This is a genomic window from Paludisphaera borealis, assembly GCF_001956985.1.
Taxonomy (GTDB): Bacteria; Planctomycetota; Planctomycetia; order Isosphaerales; family Isosphaeraceae; genus Paludisphaera; species Paludisphaera borealis.
In genome coordinates this window covers 2673368-2689409 of record NZ_CP019082.1, presented here as the reverse complement: position 1 = coordinate 2689409, position 16042 = coordinate 2673368, and the positions used below count along the sequence as shown (strand labels likewise).

The 16042-nt window shown below is 64.8% G+C and carries 13 protein-coding genes and 1 pseudogene; 8 read left to right on the top strand and 6 right to left on the bottom strand.

Annotation, left to right across the window (positions count from 1 at the left end; translation table 11 throughout):
- Window positions 1-29 precede the first annotated feature (29 nt).
- The 3 genes and pseudogenes from BSF38_RS10460 (at window position 30) to BSF38_RS10450 (ending at window position 1917) form a co-directional block, all read left to right on the top strand.
- Window positions 30-692 (top strand): thermonuclease family protein, encoded by a 663-nt coding sequence (locus BSF38_RS10460; RefSeq protein ID WP_083712858.1) that lies wholly within the window; start codon window positions 30-32, stop codon window positions 690-692.
- Window positions 693-780: 88 nt separating this feature from the next.
- Window positions 781-1332: pseudogene (locus BSF38_RS32500) on the top strand (GNAT family N-acetyltransferase).
- A 60-nt stretch (window positions 1333-1392) separates the two neighbouring features.
- The gene (locus tag BSF38_RS10450; protein WP_076345377.1) at window positions 1393-1917 is read left to right on the top strand and encodes a DUF2721 domain-containing protein; all 525 of its coding nucleotides are present in this window, start codon (window positions 1393-1395) and stop codon (window positions 1915-1917) included.
- Between the two features lie 9 nt (window positions 1918-1926).
- Here BSF38_RS10450 and typA read toward each other — a convergent pair whose 3' ends face one another.
- Complete coding sequence (gene typA, locus BSF38_RS10445) at window positions 1927-3753, bottom strand: translational GTPase TypA (RefSeq protein WP_076345375.1); 1827 nt, start codon at window positions 3751-3753, stop codon at window positions 1927-1929.
- Between the two features lie 205 nt (window positions 3754-3958).
- Between typA and BSF38_RS10440 the strand changes: the two genes are divergently transcribed.
- Window positions 3959-5185, top strand: a complete 1227-nt coding sequence (locus BSF38_RS10440; RefSeq protein ID WP_237170832.1) for a cation:proton antiporter — start codon at window positions 3959-3961, stop codon at window positions 5183-5185.
- Between the two features lie 24 nt (window positions 5186-5209).
- Here BSF38_RS10440 and cls read toward each other — a convergent pair whose 3' ends face one another.
- The 3 genes from cls to BSF38_RS10425 form a co-directional block, all read right to left on the bottom strand.
- Complete coding sequence (gene cls / locus BSF38_RS10435; protein ID WP_083712857.1) at window positions 5210-6646, bottom strand: cardiolipin synthase; 1437 nt, start codon at window positions 6644-6646, stop codon at window positions 5210-5212.
- A 42-nt stretch (window positions 6647-6688) separates the two neighbouring features.
- Window positions 6689-7708, bottom strand: coding sequence for a sugar kinase (locus tag BSF38_RS10430; protein ID WP_076345373.1), 1020 nt, complete (start codon window positions 7706-7708; stop codon window positions 6689-6691).
- A gap of 895 nt (window positions 7709-8603) precedes the next feature.
- Window positions 8604-8924 (bottom strand): hypothetical protein, encoded by a 321-nt coding sequence (locus BSF38_RS10425; RefSeq protein WP_076345371.1) that lies wholly within the window; start codon window positions 8922-8924, stop codon window positions 8604-8606.
- Between the two features lie 503 nt (window positions 8925-9427).
- Between BSF38_RS10425 and BSF38_RS10420 the strand changes: the two genes are divergently transcribed.
- Window positions 9428-10513 (top strand): PEP-CTERM sorting domain-containing protein, encoded by a 1086-nt coding sequence (locus tag BSF38_RS10420; protein WP_083712856.1) that lies wholly within the window; start codon window positions 9428-9430, stop codon window positions 10511-10513.
- Between the two features lie 67 nt (window positions 10514-10580).
- Here the strand turns inward: BSF38_RS10420 and BSF38_RS10415 are convergent, their stop codons facing one another.
- Both BSF38_RS10415 and BSF38_RS10410 read right to left on the bottom strand, forming a co-directional pair.
- On the bottom strand, window positions 10581-11576 hold the full coding sequence (locus BSF38_RS10415) for an IS5 family transposase (protein ID WP_145952058.1): 996 nt from the start codon (window positions 11574-11576) through the stop codon (window positions 10581-10583).
- A 345-nt stretch (window positions 11577-11921) separates the two neighbouring features.
- Window positions 11922-12956, bottom strand: a complete 1035-nt coding sequence (locus BSF38_RS10410) for an N-acetylmuramoyl-L-alanine amidase (RefSeq protein WP_076345365.1) — start codon at window positions 12954-12956, stop codon at window positions 11922-11924.
- Window positions 12957-13166: 210 nt separating this feature from the next.
- On the opposite strand from BSF38_RS10410, the gene BSF38_RS10405 reads away from it, so the two are divergent.
- The 3 genes from BSF38_RS10405 to BSF38_RS10395 all read left to right on the top strand — a co-directional run bounded on the left by BSF38_RS10405 (window position 13167) and on the right by BSF38_RS10395 (window position 16033).
- Window positions 13167-14396 carry an alpha/beta hydrolase family protein gene (locus BSF38_RS10405; protein ID WP_076345363.1) on the top strand — a complete coding sequence of 410 codons (1230 nt, stop codon included), beginning with the start codon at window positions 13167-13169 and terminating at the stop codon, window positions 14394-14396.
- On the top strand, window positions 14393-14806 hold the full coding sequence (locus BSF38_RS10400; protein ID WP_145952057.1) for a hypothetical protein: 414 nt from the start codon (window positions 14393-14395) through the stop codon (window positions 14804-14806). The genes BSF38_RS10405 and BSF38_RS10400 overlap by 4 nt, the downstream gene beginning before the upstream one ends.
- A gap of 276 nt (window positions 14807-15082) precedes the next feature.
- Window positions 15083-16033, top strand: coding sequence for a 3-hydroxyacyl-CoA dehydrogenase NAD-binding domain-containing protein (locus BSF38_RS10395; RefSeq protein ID WP_076345359.1), 951 nt, complete (start codon window positions 15083-15085; stop codon window positions 16031-16033).
- Window positions 16034-16042: the final 9 nt, after the last annotated feature.

The following is a 16042-nucleotide window of genomic DNA, read 5'->3' as shown; positions in this document are numbered from 1 at the left end:
AAACTGCTCATCCCAGGGAGTCTCCACGAATGGGTTTGCGATCTCGGCAGCGTCTCGTCACATCGCTTTCGGCTTTCGCCGTCCTCGCCCTCGCGGCCCACGGCACCGCCTGGAGAGCCCCGGGCGGCCCGCCGCCCCAGACGCCGCAAACGCCGCGCGTGGGGACTCCCACTTCGAACCCGCAGGTTCGGCCCAATGGTCATGCCGTGGCGGTCGATCCCTCGATCATCGTCGTCGACGACGGCGACACGGTTGTCATTCGCTGGCCAGGCGGGGACGTGGAAACCGTGCGCATCCTAGGCATCGACTCGCCCGAGACCCGCCACGTCGAGCACAACATCCCGTTTGATCAGCCGTTCGGCCTCGAAGCGAGGGCCTTCGCGCAGGGGGCGTTCGCGACCGCGACGACCGTCGAACTCGTCCGGGCAAGCATGCTCGACTCATACGAACGTACGCTCGGCTACTTGATCCTCAACGGCAAGAACTACTCGACCTTGATCGTCAAGGCGCGGCTGGCCGAGGAATCGGTGACGCATTACGGCGACAATGGGCTCCCGCAGCAGGCCGCCGAGGTGCTAGCGGCTGCGAAGGCCGCGGGACCGCTGCCGTTCGAACCTCCGTACGTCTTCCGAAAGCGGATGCGAATCCTCTCGGAATCACAGAAGGCCGCTCCCGGCGAACCTCATCCCTGACCGCCGAGGTCCGTTGGCGACGGCACGCGAACCTCGTCGCTGAGGGCCGCCTCCAGTAGTAGGGGAGACCTCACGGGAGGAACGGACGATGAGCGTCGCAATCGTGGGATGGAAAGGCGAGCGGGTTCGACTGACGCCGCTCGACCGCTCGCTTCATCTTGAGAATGCACTTCGATGGCTCAACGACCCAGTCGTAACAGCGGCGCTCAAATTTCACTTCGGATTCACCCGGAAGCAGGAAGAGGCGTTCTTCGACAGGGCCGAGCTGCCGGGCGATCGTGACTTTCACTGGGCGATTCTCGACGAGTCCGAAACGCACATCGGGTTCATCGGGCTGCACGGGGTCCACTGGACGAACCGATGCGCCCTCGGCGGTCTGATGCTGGGTGAACAATCAGCCTGAGGGCGGGGCTATGGGACGGATGCGGTCCGGGTTCGCACCCGGTTCGCTTTCGACCAACTCGGCCTTCAGCGGATCGACGGCCACACCATCAATCCGGCCATGAGGCGCGTTTACGAGAAGTGCGGCTATCGTCATGAAGGCACGGCGCGGCGGAGGATCTACCGCGACGGGACCTGGCACGACATGGAGCACTATGGCATTCTCAGGGAAGACTGGGATGCGCTCCACTCGCCTTGATCCGGGCCGATCGAGAGAGCGTGACCCGTCCCGAGCCCAGAGCCCCGAAAGCTTCGATCCATGCCCGTGATTCCCGACACGTACACGACGCTCTCGGCCATGATCACCCCCGCACTCTTCATGACCGCGAATGGGTCGCTGATCATCTCGACCTCGAACCGGATGTCGCGGGTCGTCGACCGCATCCGCCAGCTCAATCTCGAGGCCGACGAGCTGTGCCGGGGGGCGTCAGGGCTCGACTTCCTCGACGATCGGCTCGAACACGTCACGGTCCAGCTCAACCGGATGATGACGCGCAGCGATCTGATCCGGCTCGCCCTCACGCTGCTGTACTTGGCGATGGCGATGTATGTCGGCACCAGCCTGACGATGGCCCTCGACGCGCTCGTCGGCGGCTACTTAATCGCCGTGCCGACGAGTTTGGCGATTATCGGCGTCAGCCTGATGCTCGCCGCCTGCGTGCAACTGACCCGCGAGGCGCGCGTCGCCTTGCGCAACAACCGCCTCGAAATTCTCTTTTACCAGAAGCTCCGCAACCAGCGCGGCTGCCCGCCGGCGTCTGAGAAACAGACGCCGGGCGGTTGACCGGTTCCGTCAGACGCCGACCTTCTTGCCGCTCCGCTCGGAGCGTTTGCGGCCGTCCTCGCTGAGCACCTTCTTGCGGAGTCGGATCTTCGAGGGGGTGATCTCGACCAGCTCGTCGGTCTCGATGTACTCGAGGGCGATTTCGAGGGTGAGCACGCGGGGGGGCTTGAGCAGGACGTTCTTGTCGGAGCCCGAGGCCCGCATGTTGGTCAGCTTCTTCTCCTTGCAGGGGTTGACGACCATATCATCGCTACGGGCGTTCTCGGCGATGATCATGCCTTCGTAGATGTCGTCGCCGGGAGCGACGAACATGGTCCCGCGCTGCTGGAGGTTGTCGAGGGAGAAGGCGACGGCTGGGCCGCGCGCCATGCTGATCATGACGCCGTTGCTGCGCGACGGAATGTCGCCTCTGAGCACCCGGTACTCAAGGTAGCTGTGGTGCATGATCGCCTCGCCCTGGGTGGCGCTCATGAGCCGGTTTCGGAGACCGATGAGGCCACGCGCGGGGATCGCGAATTCGATGTGCGCGTAGGCCCCCTTCATGTCCATCTTGCTCATTTCGCCGCGACGCGCGCCGACCAGTTCCATGACTGGTCCGATGTGGCTGTGGGGCACGTCGACCACCAGGAACTCGTACGGCTCGTGATCGACGCCGTCGATCTTCTTGACGATGACCTCGGGCTTTCCGACGGCCAGTTCGAACCCTTCGCGGCGCATGGTCTCGATCAGCACCGAGAGATGCAAAAGACCGCGGCCCGAGACCTTGTAGGCGTCGAGGTCCTCAGCCGGTTCGACCCTCAGCGCGACGTTCGATTCCAGCTCGCGATCGAAGCGGTCCTTGAGGTGGCGAGTGGTGAGGAATTTGCCCTCGCCGGTGAGCGGCGAGTCGTTGACGGTGAACAGCATGCTCAGAGTCGGCTCGCCGACTTCGATGCGGGGCAGGGGATCGGTCCGCTCGATCGCGGCGATGGTGTCGCCGATCTCGACGGTGGAGAGCCCGACGATCGCGACGATGTCGCCGGCCTCGGCCTCCTCGACGTCGACGCGGCCCAGCTTGTCGAACACCAGGACGCCGTCGATCGAGCCCGGAACCACGACCCCGCCGGCTTTCAGCAGGTTCGCCCGCTGCCCGCGCCGGACCGTCCCGGAGAAGATCCGGCCGATGGCGATCCGGCCGACGTACTCGGAAAAGTCGAGCGTGGTGCAGAGCATCGCGAACGGCGCGTCGGGATCGACCACCGGCCCCGGCACCTTTTCGAGGATCAGATCGAACAGGGGCCGCATGTCCCCCTCGGTGGCCTTCGGGTCGTTCGAGGCGAAGCCGCTCCGCCCGGAGGCGAAGATGTACGAGAAGTCGGACTGCTCGTCGCTGGCACCGAGTTCGACGAAGGTGTCGAAGATCTCGTTCAGAACCTCGTCGGGCCGCGCGTCGGGGCGGTCGACCTTGTTGATCACGACGATCGGGCTGATGTGGCACTCGAACGCCTTGCGGAGCACGAACTTGGTCTGGGGCATCGGCCCCTCGAACGCGTCGACCAGCACGAGCGCGCCGTCGGCCATCTGGAGCGTCCGCTCGACCTCGCCGCCGAAGTCGGCGTGACCCGGCGTGTCGATCAGGTTAATCTTCGAGTGGCCGTAGTTGATCGCGATGTTCTTTGCGAGGATCGTGATCCCGCGCTCGCGCTCGATGTCGTTGGAGTCGAGAATCCGCTCGCCCACGAGCTGCGAGGCGCGAAACTGGCCCGACTGACGGAGCATCGAGTCGACCAACGTGGTTTTGCCATGGTCGACGTGGGCGATGATTGCCACGTTCCGGATGTCGTCCCGTCTCTTCATCTTAGGTTGATCTCGTCTCGCACAAATTCCAGGCGCGGATATTGCGTCCGCATGGTTCTCGTGGCGATTTGGGTCCATAATCCGGTCGCGGAATAAATACGTAGGTACAGGATTCTATACCGGCGCGACCGAAATCGGCAAGTCCGGATGACGTGTTGGATTGCCTGCCCGAGTCGGGTGAGGCCCGGAATTGGGAGTTGGATCGTTGCATCATCTCGAAGTCTCCGAACTGTTTGCGATGTTGGTCGTGATGCTGGTCGCCGCCAAGATCGTCGGCGAGTTGGCTCAACGAATCGGCCAGCCGGCAGTCCTGGGCGAATTGATCGCGGGAATCCTCGTCGGCCGGTCGGTCCTGGGCCTGGTCGACCCGCACGTCGAGACTATCCACATGCTTTCCGAGCTGGGGGTGGTGATCCTGCTGCTGGCGATCGGCCTGGAAACCGACTTGCGGGCGATGATGCGTGTGGGCGGCACGTCATTGGCGGTCGCCGTGATCGGCGTCGTGCTGCCGTTCGGGCTGGGCTACGCCGCCTGTCGGCTGCTGGGGCTCGACGGCCTGACGTCGATCATGGCGGGGGCGACCCTGACCGCGACGAGCGTGGGGATCACCGCGCGAGTGCTCTCGGATCTCGGCCGGCTTCGCGACGTCGAGGGCCAGATCATACTCGGCGCGGCGGTGATCGACGACATCCTCGGCCTGGTGATCCTGACGGTCGTCGGCGGTATGGTCGGGGGGGGCAGCGTCAGCGTCGGGGCCGTCGCCTGGACCACCGGAGCGGCTTTCGGTTTTCTGGCTGTTACGCTCGTCGTGGGACATCTGGTCTTGCCCTGGCTCGTTCGCCTGGCGAGCCGGATCAACCTTCCCGGCACGCCGACGATCTTCGCGCTGACGTTGGCCCTGGGCCTGGCTTGGCTGGCCGAAAAGTCGGGCTCGGCGCTCATCATCGGCGCGTTCGCCGCCGGGGTGCTGCTGGCGAAGACTCCTCGGGCGCACGAGATCGAGAAGGGGATCACGACTCTCGGTCATTTCTTCGTCCCACTGTTCTTCGTGGCCGTGGGCGCTTCGGTCGATCTGTCTGCCCTGAACCCGCTTGACTCCGACAGCCGGTGGGCGCTGGTCGTGGGCGGGGCGTTGATCGTCTGCGGCGTGGTCGGCAAGCTGGCGGCGGGCTATGCGCCGTTCTGGTTCCGAGGCGACAAACGCGTCGTCGGCGTCGGCATGATCCCGCGCGGCGAGGTGGGCCTGATCTTCGCCCAGATGGGGCTCGACCAGGGGGTTTTCGACGCCGGAATGTTCGGCGGCGTCACCCTGATGGTGATCGTCACGACGTTCCTCGCCCCGCCGCTGCTGAAGCTGCTTTTGACCAGCAAGAACGGTGGGCGTATCCACGAGGAACCCGAGGGCATCGAAGACCTCGTAACCGAAGCCTGAGGCATCGGGGCAGCCTGCGATCGATCAGAGCAGGGGCGAGACCAGTCGCAAGACGCTCTCGGCGATCTCGCGGCTCGCCCCTCGCTTGGGTTCGTAGACCGTGCTGCCCGCCATGAGGCGCTCGGCCCACCGCGCGGTCTCGCCGACGCTCTCGGCCGAGAAGATGTACAGGGCCACCTCGTAGTTCAAGAACAGGCTGCGGTTGTCCATGTTAGGCGAGCCGATCGCGACCAGCTTGTCGTCGAAGATCACAGCCTTGGCGTGGAGCATGGTCGGGCGATAAAGCAAGACGCTCGCGCCCGCCTCGTGCAGCTCGCGAAGATACCCTTCGCGGGCCACGTCGGTGATCGGGTGGTTCGACTTCCAGGGGACGATCAGCCGGACGTCGACTCCGCGCCGCGCCGCCAGGGCGAGCCCGCGCACGAGCATCTCGTCGGGGACGAAATACGGCGTGAGGATCCAGATCCGTTCCCGGGCGAAGAAGACGAGCGAGAGCAACGACTCGAACAGCGGGTCGCCCTCAACGTCCGGACCGCTGGCCACGACCTGCACGACGGAGTTCCCGGGACGATGCGACAGCGTCGCCGGCGCGTGGTTGTGGGATGGTTCGAGGGGACGCGGAAACTGCATCGCGAGGTCTTCTCCGGTGGCGAACTTCCAGTCCGAGAAGAACAGCCACTCCAGGTCGTCGACCGTCGGCCCCTCGACCATGACCGCCAGGTCGCGCCACCGCGCGGGGTCGGCCAGGGGGCCGATGTACGACGCCGTTAGGTTCATGCCGCCGGCGAAGGCCAACCGGTGATCGGCTACCGCGATCTTGCGGTGGTTGCGGAGGTTCGCCCGGCCGCGAAATGGGATGTGAAACACCGGCATGAAGTACGCCACTTGGCCGCCGGCCTTGATCAACGGGGCCAGCGCCCGGCGGGGCAGCCACCATGATCCGACGTCGTCGATCAGCAGGCGGACCGTCACGCCCGACTCGGCCTTTCGGGTCAACATCTCGATCAGCGCGCGGCCGACCTCGTCGTTGCTCAGGACGAAGGTCATGATGAAGAGGGTCGACTGCGCGCCCTCGATCATCTCGACGAGTCGAGCGTACGCTTCTTCCCCGGTCTCGACGATCTCGACGCGATTGCCCTGGCTTTCCTCGGGAACGCCGTAGGATCGGAGCAGCCGCTGGGTGTCGAAGTCGATCAGGTCGGCCTTCTTGGGAGTCCCCGGCGCATAGACGCGCTGCTTCCGCGCGGCCATCCGCTTCATCTTCCGTCCGCCGAACAGGATGTAGAACGGTACGCCGATGTAGGGGATCAGCACGATGGCCAGCAGCCAGGCCAGGGTACTGCTCGGCGACCGCTTCTGGCGGATCAAGTGGGCGATGAAGACAATCGCGAGGCCGAAGCCGAGCAGGGTCGTCAGCTCGGTGACGACCCAGTAGAAAGCCGTGTTCAGAAACTCGCGCACCTTGGATCGAGCCCCCAGACATGGGATTGCGGCGAGGCCGGCTCAGCGCTGGACTCGGCCCGAGCCGTCGCCGCCGAGCAAGGCTTCGATCTCGCTCCGTCCGACCCGATTGTAATCGCCGAAGATCGAGTGCTTGAGGCAGCTCGCGGCGGCCGCGAATTCGACGATCTGCTGCGGCGTCCGCTTGAGGCCGCTCGAGTGGATGAACCCCGCCCCGAACGCGTCCCCCGCTCCGACTCGATCGACGACGTCGATCTCGTACCGTCGGCTGAAGCAAGCCTGGCCGTCCTTGTAGAACAGCCCCGACCAGCCGTTGCGCGAGGCCGAGAAGCTCTCGCGGAGCGCGATCGCGACCCCCTTCAAGCCGAACTTCTTGGTCAGAGCGGCGGCGACTTCGATATAGCGGTCATGGTCGATTCGGCCCTGTTCGATCTCGGCGCCCTCGGCCTTGATGCCGAAGACCTTCTCGGCGTCTTCCTCGTTGGCGATGCAGTAGTCGACCATCGGCATCAACTGGCTCATGGTCGCCTGCGCCTGGGCGGGGCTCCAGAGCTTCTTACGGTAGTTGAGGTCGCAACTTACGGTCACTCCGAGCGCCCGGGCGGCCTTGAGCGCGTCGCGGGTCGCCTGGGCCGCGGCGTCGGACAACGCCGGGGTGATGCCGGTGAAGTGAAACCAGTCATTGCCCGCGAGCAGGGCCGGCCAGTCGATCTCGGATGGATCGAGCGTCGTTATGGCGCTGCCGGCCCGGTCGTAGGTGACGGTCGTCCCTCGCTGCGACGCCCCCGCCTCCAGGTAATAGACGCCGATCCGGTCGCCCCCCCGGAGGATCGCGCGGGTGTTCACCCCCAGGCCGCGCAGCTCCTGGATGCACGCCTCGGCGATGTCGTTCTTCGGAAGCCGGGTGACGAACGTCGCCTCGTCCCCCAGGATCGCCAGCGACACGGCCACGTTGGCTTCGGCGCCGCCGAAGGTCATCTCAAGGGCGCGGGCCTGGTTGAACCGTTCGCGCCTCGGCGTCGTCAATCGCAGCATGACCTCGCCAAACGTCGTTACTCGCATATCTGTTAAACCTCGAACCACGGATGGAAGCCGATTCCGCCTCAAGGATAACATCCTTCCGTGGTCGGACCAGATGTGGGTCGTGGACGTCGGTCCCCCGCCGGAGCCGGAGGTCATCCTGACGACCCCGAAATTGGCTTCGTTCGCGCCGAAACCGCCCCCTCCCGCCACGCCGTCTCCCGCCCCGACTCTGCCGATTCATCCCCCCGATCGATCCCGGCCCGCCACTCGCGAATTGGCTTCGTTCGCGCCGATCTTCTCGAACCATCGACGGGTTTCTGGGTGCGTAAGGTCTTTGTGGTAAAAGATGTGCGTTCTGAAGCGTCCGTTCTGGATTTGGCTTCGTTCGCGCTCGATCTCGCACTCTCAAAGCCCAGCGTCCGGCCTTCATCGCGTCGCCGGATTGGGTTCGATCGCGCGTTTTCGCCCTCGCCGTCGAGTCGCGCCCACCCTCAAACGACTTGTCAAAGAGCCCGTCGGCCGACACCCCTCCATTATGAATATACGACGGGCGAAGCCTCCCTGAATCAAGTCGGCCGTGAATCCTCGGCGCCCCGATACCGGATTCGACGGCCAGATCGTGCGAGCTGGGAACGCCGATGAATGGGGACTTACGAGACGGCTCCCGACTCCTTTGATTGCTCCCACGAGCTAGGGCGGTTTGCAGTCGAGTCGCACACAATAATCAAACCAGGCTGTCGCAAGCATGCCTTCTCCCCTTGCGGGAGAAGGTGGCCGGAACGGCCGGATGAGGGGTGAATCATCGGGATTCCTCGGACGCCTCGGCGATCGAAGCCCCCTCATCCGCCCCTGCGGGGCACCTTCTCCCGCAAGGGGAGAAGGGAGTTCGGCCCCAGCCTGTGTGCACTCCAAAGGTAAACCGAGCCAAGGTCGATCACGCGATGATTACGGGAGGCTTGTCGAGACCGTCGGGAAATTGTTCCTCGCCCGCGATTCTGGCGTCGTAGTGATCGCCGATGTCGCCGCGCGCCGAGGGCATGTGGGCCGCGACCTTGGCTGAGATCACCCGAGGGACAGGCCCGGCGATGATCAGCTTCACGGGGTCCTTGACCCGGATGATGCTCCCGGGCGGGACGAAGAACGACAGTTCGCGGTGGTGGTGGGTTTCTCGCACGAACGCCCGGACGGCGGGGATGCGAATCTTGCCGCCGCGCACTTCGAGAGTGCCCACGACCTCTTCTTCGCCGGTAGACATGATCCGACCTCCCCTATCCCGATGTGACGATCAACGGTGTCAGACGGATTCAGCTTACACGGGCGAGATCCTGTTTCGAAGGGCCTCGTCGAGAACTTCGGCAATCGCCCTTGCCCGATCCCCGTCCTCTTTTGCCTCCCACTCGTCCAGGCCGGCTTTCCCGGCCCCACCTGAAGTAAGCATCTATACTGGCGAACACTCCTTGTCGGACAGGTGGTGGCCCAAGCTACCGACTAGCGACCCGTGCTCGGCTCGATGGCTTCGCTCGCGTATTCGTCCTTAGCCAGCGGGGCGAGGGACGTCAGGAACGGCTCCTGACCCCTTTGATTCGCTCGGGCGCTCATGTCGTGTGTCGTCAACAAATATGAACAACGCCGCCTCCACAAGGATCGCTCAAAACAACGCCGCGAAGGATTGCCTGCAAAATCCTGATTTGCTAGTCTGCGATTGATCTGGATTTGCGTGGAATCCAGAAAGGTTGAGTATCCACATGAGGTGATGCCATGAAAGCGATGCGAGTGTGCGTCTCCGCAGGATTGGCTGCCGGCGCGGTCTTGCTGTCGACACTCCCGGCTTGTGCTGCGAACATCACTGTCCTCAACACGACCAGCGCCAACGGCTACCGGTTCACCAACTTCGATGGTCCGAGTCCGGGCACGCTCCCGGGCACGGGGACCAACATCAATGGGATTTCCAATTCCGGCGAGGTCGTCGGGTTCGCGATCGCCAACAATGGGGCCCTAAACAACTTCACCGCGAATCCTCTGACGTCCACGACGGCCAACTTGCTGAACATCGGCGGATCAACGACCGCCATGGCGCTCGGGATCAACTCCGCGGGCACGGTCGTCGGCAGCGACGGCAACGGCAACGCCTTCTACCTCTCCGGCAGCACGCTGACCACGTTCATTCCCAACGGAGGGACGACCGCGACCGCCTTCGGAATCAACGACAACGGCACGATCGTCGGCCAATACATCAAGGGCGACTCGCCGGGGTTCATCACGACGAGCGCCATCGCCAACATCACGGTCAACGCCCCTTCGGGGCCGAACGTCGTCAACGCTCAAGGTATCAACAGCCAGGGATTGGTGGTGGGCTTCTACCTCGGCGTCGACGGACAGGTCCACGGTTTCTCGGCGAAGGAAAGCAACGCGATCGGCGACACGCTCACCGGCACCGCGATCGCCGACCCGACGATCCCCGCAGTCCCGGGCGAACCCGGCGCCACGTTCGTATTCTCCCAGATCCTCGGGATCAACGACCACGGCATCGCCGTGGGCTACTACGGCGACTCGACCACGAGCCAGCACGGCTTCCTCTACAACACCAATACAGGTAAGTACACTTTCCTGGATAATCCGGATGCGGCGTTCAGCAGCGGTGTGGTCGTCACCCAGATCACGGGGATCAACAATTCGGGCGAGATCACCGGTTTCTACTCCGGCGCCAACGGCGTCTTTCACGGCTTCGTCGCAACCGTCGTTCCAGAACCCGGTTCGGTGGTCCTCCTGGGCATTGGCCTGACAGCCGTCGCCGGCTACACCCGCCGTCGCAGACCCGTGGGACCAACCCCCACGAAGCTCTGATCCGCGGACTCCATTCTGTCGCGGTCTGCTCACGCGGCTCCAAGTAGTCATGAAAAGGCCGTCACGCTCATCCCTTGCCCCCGACCAAAAGATAGGGACATGGCGCTTTGTTGACGTCTGGCCGCGAATAAAATCGCCATGTCCCTGCTCTGTAGAAAACCCGTAGTCGCACAATCATGACGTTATGGGTAATGGCCCGAAGGACGATCTCGCGGCACTGGGTCGGATGCTTCCGCGCGCGGAGGGCCGAGCCCAAGCGCCGCTTGAGCATCGAGTTCACCGTCTCCACCTGCCACCGTTGACCGTACTTGCGTTTGAGCCCGGCGAAACGCTGTTTCATCACCCGCCGCCACCAGCCCGTGGGGGGCTTGTCGGTCGGCCGGCCCCGCTTCGGCGGGATGATCGTCCGCACGCCGTGCGACCGGACGGCCCGGTGGACCCGTTCGGCGTCGAAGTCGGCGTCGGCCAGCAGCGTGTCGATCCGGGCGCGGCGCACGGCCTGGGTCCAGGCCCGGCCGAACTGCACCAGATCCGACGCCGGGCCACGCCCCGGGACCGCCGAGAGGATCATATGGCTCCGGCAGTCGACCACGAAGACGACCTTGGGATAGTGCGCGTAAGTCCTGGCGGGGTCGGAGTCTCCGGCGGAGCGACGCTTGGCGTAGTAGCGGCTGACGTGCCGCGACTCCATCCCCGTGCCGTCGACGGCCGCCAACGGGACGCGGCGCTTCAGCGTGCCGTCCTCCCTCGCACGATCGAGCACGGCGTCGAACATCCGGCGGCCGGGGACCGAGGCCAGCAACCGCTGTGCGGCCTTCTGAAACGTGGTGAAGTGCGGGACGACCGTCAGCCCGATCCGGTCCCGGAGGTCGGCCTGGTCCGCCAGATGCGCCGCCAACCCGCGGTAGTCGAGGCGGAGGAACTCCTTGAGCACCAGGCAGGCCAGAAGTTGAGGCTGGGTGAACTTCTTGGGGCTGAACTGGTGGCGGTGCGCCGGAAGGGCGCGACAAGCCGCCTCGTAGGCGACCTGGAACACCCGCAGTGGTGATTTGCTCGTAGTCACATGTCATTCTACGACCGCCAGTGGACGACGGTTCACGGGTTTTCTACAGAGCACCATGTCCCTGTTTTCTTCCGCGTCTACGGTGAGAGCCGCTTGGTACGGGCATGACCTCCGACCCGCCACGCCGGAACCCAGGGGTTATTCACCGCCAACACCCAATACGAGAATTTCACCGAAATATCGGACGAGGAATTCGAGGCCGTTTCCGGCTGGCAGGCGCCCTGGAAGAAAGCAGCTGAGTGACAGGGCGATCCTTTCGGGACCGGGGAAAGGGGACGGAGCGAATTCTTCCCTTTTTGCCTCCCCTTTTGCCCGTCGGTGGGGATGGTCGGGGGGCCTCTCGACTCACTTCGGTTCGGGCGAGCCATCCACCAGCGCCTTGGCGCCGTTGATCACCTTGTCCCACTGCAACGCGGGGCCGGGATCGGTCTTGTTGTCCTGCACGTGGAAGTGCCCGAGCACGCCCTGATAGCGGTTGTACTCCTCGGGCGGCAGAGTGTGGTTGACGACCTGGCCTGAGGTGTCCCGGGGGGCCTGGAGCTTGATCTTGGGGAAGACTTGCGAAAGCGTCGCGGTCAACTTGATCAGGGAGTCATATTGTTCGGGCGTGAGGTCGTACTGCTCCAGTTTGCCGCCCTGGACGACCCCCACGACCGGCTCGTCTTTCGAGGGCCGCAGGCTCGCCTGGGGGTTGTGCAGTCGCGCCTGGGCCAGGCCGCCGGGCGGGGTGACGCGGGTGTGGCCGTCCGGACCCTTCGCGTACCACTTCGAGAGCGGGTTCGGCCGACCCACCGGATAGGCACCGATGTTCGCGATCTCGATCCCCACCGACCGCGAGTTCGCCTTGGTGGCGTGCCATGCGGCTTCCTTCAGGTCCATCGTCTGATAGATCGTGCCGTCGAGGTCGAGCATGAACTGCACGCTCAGGCCGCGCTGGTCATGCAAGACCTGGAAACAACTGCGGCTGGTGCCGCGCGCGTCGAAATGCAGCACGAACTGGTCCACCACCTCCTGAAGTTGAGGCAGCGTCCAGCCCTTCTCGTGCACCGACTCCAGCAGGGAGGGGGCGACGTTGTGCTTTCTCAGCCCGAACCGCACCGGGCTCTTGAGTCCGGCCTTCTGAGACTCCTCCCAGCCGGCCTGCTCCCGAGGCACGAATCGGCGGTCGACTCGATAGGCGTCGTATCCGCCCGGGTCGATCCAGAGGACCACCGGGGCCGTCGTGTGGATCAACTGCCCGCAAACCACGATCTCGTCGCCCCGACGCCCTAGCTTCTCCCCCGGCCTCGGGCCGTCCGCCCGAGCCGGAAGCCCCGCCACGACCAGCGCCGTCAGGGCCGTCAGCCAGAGAATGGGTCGCGCCCCATTGTATCGGAACATGCTCGCCTCCTGAAAACCTTGATGTACAGTCCAGGGGGATTCAAAGGAGACGGAGCGAATGAATCCCCCCCGAACCCAGCAACACCGATGGACGCTATTTCCACCTCGAAGCTAACATGCGAGCCGGCGCGGCGTCAGAGGGCTATCGTCGGTCGGCTTGGTTACAATGGAGGGCCGTTTCGCTGGATCGAACCCCCTGAGAGTCGCCCCATGACATCATTTCTCGCTCGCGCCGGTTTGTTGACGACCTGCCTGCTGCTGGGTTCCTGGAACGACACGACCGCACAGACGCCGGAGACGCCGGGGCTGATGCGGGCGACGCCTGAAATGCTCGTCGCGCCTCGGACGCAGCCGGCGGAGGGCTTTTCGGCGGACGGTGTCGAGGCGGTCTTTTACGACGGTCCGCCGTGGAAAGGAAAGCCGACGCGCGTCTTCGCCTGGATCGGCGTCCCCAAGTTGCAGCCCGGCGAGAAGGCCCCGGGGATCGTCCTGGTCCACGGCGGCGGCGGTACGGCCTTCGAATCGTGGGTGCGGCTCTGGGTGGGGCGGGGGTACGCCGCGATCGCGATGGACACCTGCGGAGCCGTGCCGAAGGGATCATACGGTAAGTGGGAGCGCCACGAGGCGGGCGGACCTCCGGGCTACGACTTCACCACGTCGATGGAGCCCGTCGCCGACCAGTGGCCTTACCACGCGGTCGCCGACGTCCTTCTGGCCCACTCGCTGCTGCGATCGCGACCGGAAGTCGATGCCGATCGGATCGGCGTCACGGGGATTTCGTGGGGTGGATACCTCACCTGCATCGTCTCGGGGCTCGACGATCGCTTCAAGTTCGCCGCGCCGGTCTACGGGTGCGGGTTCCTCGGCGACAACTCGGTGTGGAAGCCCGAGTTGGAGAAGCTGGGTGAACGCGGCCAGCGGTGGCTGGCGCTCTGGGACCCGTCGCATTACCTTCCGCTCGGCAAGGCGCCCAAGCTCTGGGTGACCGGCACGAACGATTTCGCCTACCCGCTCGATTCGCTCCGGAAGTCGTATCGCGCGGCGGGCGGCTCGTCGACTCTCTGCGTCCGCCTCCGCATGCCGCACGGTCATGGACCTGCCGGCGAGAACCCCGAAGAAATCCACGCATTCGCCGATTCGATCCTCAAGGGAGGCAAGCCGCTCGTCGAGGTCTCCACGGTCGTTCGCGACGGCTCGACGATCCGCGCCGCGTTCGCCGGCCAGGACCTCGTCGCCAGCGCCCAACTGCTCTACACCAAGGCCGACGGCTCCTGGCCCGACCGGCTCTGGGAAACCGCCGAGGCGCGCGTCGACCAGGCCGCCAGGACCATCGACGGCCAGCTCCCAACCGGTGCCACGGCCTATTTCTTGAACCTGATCGATCCACAGGGCCGGGTCGTCAGCACGCAACTCCGCATGGTCGAGAAGACCGACAGATGAAGCCGGACGAATCCCGACGTCGTTCAATTCTTTCTCCCACCGGCATGGTGTTTGCGGTTCTATCAATCGAGAAACAAAACGACGTCCGTTTTGCGGGCGACGGTCCATTCATGCCAAAGGAGAACACCATGTCCGAGTCATTCACCGACAAAGCCAAAGACGCCGCTCACAAGGTCGCCGAGAAGGCCAAAGCGGTCGGCCACGAGGCGTCTGAGAAGGCCCACGAAGTGGGCCACAAGATTTCCGAGAAGGCCCACGAGGTCGGTCACAAGATCGACGAGAAGGCCCATGAACTCGGTCACAAAGCCGGCGAGAAGGCCGGTGAAGCCAAGGAATGGGTCAAGGAGAAAACCCACCAGGCCGGCGAGAAGGTCGAACAAGCCGGTGAGAACATCAAGAAGAAGTCGTAACTCGATTTCGACCGCGCCACCTTGACGCCGCGGTCGCGTCCCCGTCCTATCATGCAGGTTCCCGAGCCGGCCGCGCGAGCGATTCGCGCGGCCGGCTCGTTGTCGTTGATGGTATCGAACGCCGAGGCGGCGCGGCGTCCTCGCCCTGGGAAGGCTGCTTCCTCTCCAGGGGCTGCGCGCTTCGCCCGGGACCGGGTATCCTTGATCCCCGACCGGCCGCGAATTCTGGGCGGACTCGCGACCGTTTCTCATTGGACGAGACGAAAGGATCAGAACATGTCAGCGATCGACACCGGCGTCGACCGGATCGCCGTCGTCGGCTGCGGCGTCATCGGCGCGAGCTGGGCGGCCCACTATCTCGCGCGAGGTTTCGACGTCGCCGCGACCGATCCCGCGCCGGACGCGGAGAAGCGGTTGCGAGAGGTCGTCGAGCGCGCCTGGCCCGTACTCGAGCGGATCGGACTGGCCGATGGAGCCTCCAAGGAGCGGCTCCGATTCGAGCCCGATCTCGCCTCGGCTGTGAAAGGCGCCGACTTCGTCCAGGAGAACGGCCCGGAGCGACTCAACGTCAAGCGCGACCTGATCGCGCGGATCGACGCCGGGATCAGGGACGACGTCCTGATCGCTTCAAGCACCTCCGGCATTCTGATCAGCGAGTTCCAAGACGCCGCTCTCCGTCCCGAGCGGGTGCTGCTCGGCCACCCGTTCAATCCACCCCATCTGATTCCGCTCGTGGAAGTCGTGGGGGGCAAACTGACGTCGCCCGAGGCGATCGACCGCGCGATGAGATTCTACGCGGCGGTCGGCAAGAAGCCGATCCACATTCGCCGCGAGATGAAGGGCCACGTCGCCAACCGCCTGCAAGCGGCGCTCTGGCGCGAGGCGTTCTATCTCGTCGATCAGGGTGTGGCGACGGTCGCTGACATCGATGCGGCGATCGCCCACGGCCCCGGCCTCCGGTGGGCCTTGCTCGGTCCGTTTCTGAACCTGCATCTCTCCGGCGGCGAGGGGGGCATCGCCCACGTCATCGACCACCTCGGCCCTCCGATGGAAGATTGGTGGCGCGACCTCGGCGACCTCACTTTCACCGAAGCCGTCAAGGCGGAAGCCGTCGAAGGCGTGGACGACGAGCTCAAATGCCGCTCTTTGCCCGCCATGATCCGCCAGCGCGACGACGTCCTGCTGGCGCTCCTCGCCCTGAAGGCGAAGGCCGATCAGCTCCCTTAACCAGCCGTC

Bases quoted from the DNA above. Each gene is read 5' to 3' on its own strand.
- BSF38_RS10405 (WP_076345363.1), top strand. From the start codon at position 13,167: ATGACATCATTTCTCGCTCGCGCCGGTTTGTTGACGACCTGCCTGCTG.
- BSF38_RS10460 (WP_083712858.1), top strand. From the start codon at position 30: ATGGGTTTGCGATCTCGGCAGCGTCTCGTCACATCGCTTTCGGCTTTC.
- BSF38_RS10410 (WP_076345365.1), bottom strand. From the start codon at position 12,956: ATGTTCCGATACAATGGGGCGCGACCCATTCTCTGGCTGACGGCCCTG.
- typA (WP_076345375.1), bottom strand. From the start codon at position 3,753: ATGAAGAGACGGGACGACATCCGGAACGTGGCAATCATCGCCCACGTC.
- BSF38_RS10430 (WP_076345373.1), bottom strand. From the start codon at position 7,708: ATGCGAGTAACGACGTTTGGCGAGGTCATGCTGCGATTGACGACGCCG.
- BSF38_RS10420 (WP_083712856.1), top strand. From the start codon at position 9,428: ATGAAAGCGATGCGAGTGTGCGTCTCCGCAGGATTGGCTGCCGGCGCG.
- BSF38_RS10400 (WP_145952057.1), top strand. From the start codon at position 14,393: ATGAAGCCGGACGAATCCCGACGTCGTTCAATTCTTTCTCCCACCGGC.
- BSF38_RS10425 (WP_076345371.1), bottom strand. From the start codon at position 8,924: ATGTCTACCGGCGAAGAAGAGGTCGTGGGCACTCTCGAAGTGCGCGGC.
- BSF38_RS10395 (WP_076345359.1), top strand. From the start codon at position 15,083: ATGTCAGCGATCGACACCGGCGTCGACCGGATCGCCGTCGTCGGCTGC.
- BSF38_RS10450 (WP_076345377.1), top strand. From the start codon at position 1,393: ATGCCCGTGATTCCCGACACGTACACGACGCTCTCGGCCATGATCACC.